Origin of the sequence: Clostridium sp. ATCC BAA-442 (genome assembly GCF_964239415.1) — a bacterium.
In the GTDB taxonomy this organism is placed as follows: Bacteria; Bacillota; Clostridia; order Oscillospirales; family Oscillospiraceae; genus Flavonifractor; species Flavonifractor plautii.
In genome coordinates this window covers 15,511-18,152 of record NZ_CAXSQB010000011.1, presented here as the reverse complement: position 1 = coordinate 18,152, position 2,642 = coordinate 15,511, and the positions used below count along the sequence as shown (strand labels likewise).

At 69.7% G+C, this 2,642-nt stretch carries 2 protein-coding genes; both read right to left on the bottom strand.

Annotation, left to right across the window (positions count from 1 at the left end; genetic code table 11):
* Window positions 1-73 precede the first annotated feature (73 nt).
* The gene (gene dut / locus ACESY8_RS06780; protein WP_420920183.1) at window positions 74-532 is read right to left on the bottom strand and encodes a dUTP diphosphatase; all 459 of its coding nucleotides are present in this window, start codon (window positions 530-532) and stop codon (window positions 74-76) included.
* Window positions 529-2,607, bottom strand: a complete 2,079-nt coding sequence (locus tag ACESY8_RS06775; protein WP_054339210.1) for a U32 family peptidase — start codon at window positions 2,605-2,607, stop codon at window positions 529-531. Before ACESY8_RS06775 ends, dut begins: the two co-directional genes overlap by 4 nt.
* Window positions 2,608-2,642: the final 35 nt, after the last annotated feature.

Sequence of the window (2,642 nt, the reverse complement as noted above, 5' to 3'; positions counted from 1 at the left end):
CCCCCCCCGCGGGCGGGGACGAGCCCCGCCCCTACACGTCCCGGCGGCCCGCACCGGTCTGCTGCGTCTGCCCTTACTTTCCGGTGGAGCCGAAGCCGCCGGTCCCCCGCCCGGTTTCGTCCAGGCTGTCCACCCGCTCCAGCTCGGCCTGCACCACGGGCATGACGGCCAGCTGGGCGATGCGGTCGCCGGGCCGGACGGTGTAGGGGGTGTCGGACAGGTTGGTCAGCCCCACCCGGATCTCCCCCCGGTAGTCGCTGTCAATGACGCCCACCCCGTTGGAGAGGGCAATTCCGTGCTTGATGCCCAGGCCGGAGCGGGCGAACACCAGGGCCACATACTCCGCCGAGGGCAGGGCGATGGCGATGCCGGTGGGGATGCTCACCAGGGCGCGGGGGGCCACCTCCACCGGCGCGTCCACGCAGGCGCACAGGTCCATGGCCGCCGCGCCGGCGGTGGCGTAGAAGGGGCAGGGGATGTCCTTGCCGATCTTGTCCGATACGGCCTTGATCTTCAGCTTCATGGGGTTCACTCCACATCTCGATAGTATAGCCCGCGGGTGTACTCGTTGGGAGCCCAGCTCCCCTGCTCCAGATAGCGCTGGGCCACCTGCACGCACTCCCGTGGATTTTCGGTGGTAAAGAGCAGCCGCTGGGCCCACAGGCCGATGCGGCGGTAGTCGGCGGCCTTGTCCGCCAGGAAGAGCTTCTGGGAGTTGAGCAGCTCGTTGCGGCAGCCGGGGGCGCTCACCACCGGGAAGCGGGCGCCCTTCCGGTCAGTGAGGATGTTGGTGTTCTGGCAGCCGCAGGAGCCGGTGCGGTTTTTGATGATGCAGTTCTCCATCAGCATCAGGGGCAGGCGGCCGTAGGTGATCAGCTCGGTGTCCAGGCATTTGGAGAGGTCGCGGATCTGGGCCAGCTTCAGCTCAAAGGAGAGGGTGGCCGACTGGAGGCCCAGCCGCTTGTACTCCTTGAGGGCCTGGGCGTTGTAGATCTCCAGGCCGAAGTCCCCCCGCAGGGTGAAGCCCAGCTCCCGGGCGATGGGGAACATACCAAGGTTGCCCAGCAGGGCGTCTTTTACCCCCAAAGCGCGCACCTGCTCCAGCTTTTCCCGCAGGCCGGGGTACTCCCGGTCCCAGGCCACCCGGGGCAGGCTCACCCCGATGGAGGTGTGCTCCGTGCCGGCGGCCTTCTCCAGGTGGGCGGCCAGCTCGTCCAGCGGGACGTACACCAGGGCGGGCCTGAGGCGGAGCAGCTCGTCGGTGAGCTGTTCCGCCCTCCGCACAGAGATGGTCAGCACCGGCTCCTCCCGCCGGTTCTCATAGCGGGCGCCGGCGTGGTATTCCCCGGTGCGGCGGCGGGGCGGCTCCTGCCTCTGGACGGAGAGCTTCTCCAGGGCCTCCCGCCGCAGGGCGTTGAGGGCGGCCAGGGGGAGGGACAGGTTCTCCTCCACCAGGGCGCGCACCTGCCCGCAGCGGTAGGGGGTGCCGCCGGTGCGGGAGAGCTGGGTGGTGACCGCCTCCGCCGTCAGGGGGCGGGTGCGGGCGGCCTCGGGCACCGGGCCCTCCACCGTCGCCACCCGGCCGTCCGGATCCTCCACCCCCACGCGGGCGGGCTCGCCGGGGCGGAGCATGGCGTAGAAGGTGACGGGCACCCGCTGGGCCTCCCCGCTCTGGTAGGTATTACGGGCGGCGGCGAAGAGCTCCTTCGGCTCCCTGGTCTCCTCTCGCACGCCGAACATGTCCGGCCCCTGCTGATCCAGGTAGTAGCCCTGGGTGAAGCCCTGGCGGGAGAAGGCGGCCCGGAGCTGCTCCAGCTCCTCCTCCGTCGGCTCCCGGTCCTCCTTGATGGCCCGGGCGTAGATGCCGGTGACCACGGCCACGTACTCCGGCCGCTTCATGCGGCCCTCCAGCTTGACGCAGGCCACCCCCATCCTGCGCAGCTCCCGCAGGTGCCCCGCCAGGGACAGATCCTTGAGGGAGAGGGGGTAGGCGTCGGCCTTGTCCATCCATCCGTACTTGAGGCGGCAGGGCTGGGCGCACAGGCCCCGGTTTCCGCTGCGCCCGCCGATGACGGAGGAGAGGAAGCACTGCCCCGAGTAGCACATACACAGGGCCCCGTGGGCGAAGACCTCGATTTCGATGGGGGCGCGCTGGCAGATGTATTCAATCTGATCCCGGCTCAGCTCCCGGGAGAGCACCGCCCGGGTGAGACCCAGATCGGCGGCCATCTTCACCCCGTCCAGATTGTGGAGGGTCATCTGGGTGGAGGCGTGGACGGGCAGATCGGGGGCGGTCTGGCGGAGCATCCGCAGCACGCCCAGATCCTGAATGAGCACCGCGTCGGCGCCGATGGCGCTGGCCTGGGCGGCCACCTCCGCCGCCCTCGGCAGCTCCCGGTCGGTGAGCAGGGTGTTGAGGGTCAGGTAGACCTTCGCCCCCCGCAGGTGGCAATAAGAAACCGCCGCCGCAAACTCCTCCTCCGAGAAATTTTTCGCGTTGCGGCGGGCGTTAAAGTCCCCGTATCCCAGATAGACGGCGTCGGCGCCGTTCTGAACAGCCGCCGCCACGGCCTCCATGGACCCGGCGGGGGCGAGCAATTCCAGCATAGACGGAATCCTCCCTGGCGGGGGGGGGGGGGGGG

Coding starts and splice junctions, on each gene's coding strand:
- ACESY8_RS06775 (WP_054339210.1), bottom strand. CDS start 2,607: ATGCTGGAATTGCTCGCCCCCGCCGGGTCCATGGAGGCCGTGGCGGCG.